The organism is Herbaspirillum sp. C7C8 (assembly GCF_022627875.1).
Classification (GTDB): domain Bacteria; phylum Pseudomonadota; class Gammaproteobacteria; order Burkholderiales; family Burkholderiaceae_D; genus Herbaspirillum.
In genome coordinates this window covers 1-258 of sequence record NZ_JABXGG010000081.1, presented here as the reverse complement: position 1 = coordinate 258, position 258 = coordinate 1, and the positions used below count along the sequence as shown (strand labels likewise).

The window sequence follows — 258 nt, the reverse complement described above, 5'->3', positions numbered from 1 at the left end:
GTACATCCCTGACCGGGACCGCCGGCAAGGCCGCCGGCGCTGCTGCCGCCACCTGGCTCATCGCACCGTGGCTCTACGGGTTCTGCTGCGCGGGCGGCCGGTCCCTGGGGTCGCTGGCCTCGCAGACGGAAGTGGTCCGGATCAGCACGGGCGAAGCACCGGGGTTCTGGCGGGCCGGCTGAGTCATGTTCGCCCGGACCGTCCTGTTCACCGTGATGGTCCTGGTGCTGGTCCTGGGCACCGCGGACGGCTCTTCAC

Annotated in this window: 1 protein-coding gene; it reads left to right on the top strand. The window is 71.3% G+C overall.

The window, feature by feature from the left end; genetic code table 11:
- A partial coding sequence (locus HWE01_RS22730) for a hypothetical protein (RefSeq protein WP_241822970.1) occupies positions 1-182 on the top strand: 182 nt, incomplete at its 5' end.
- Between the last annotated feature and the right edge of the window lie 76 nt (positions 183-258).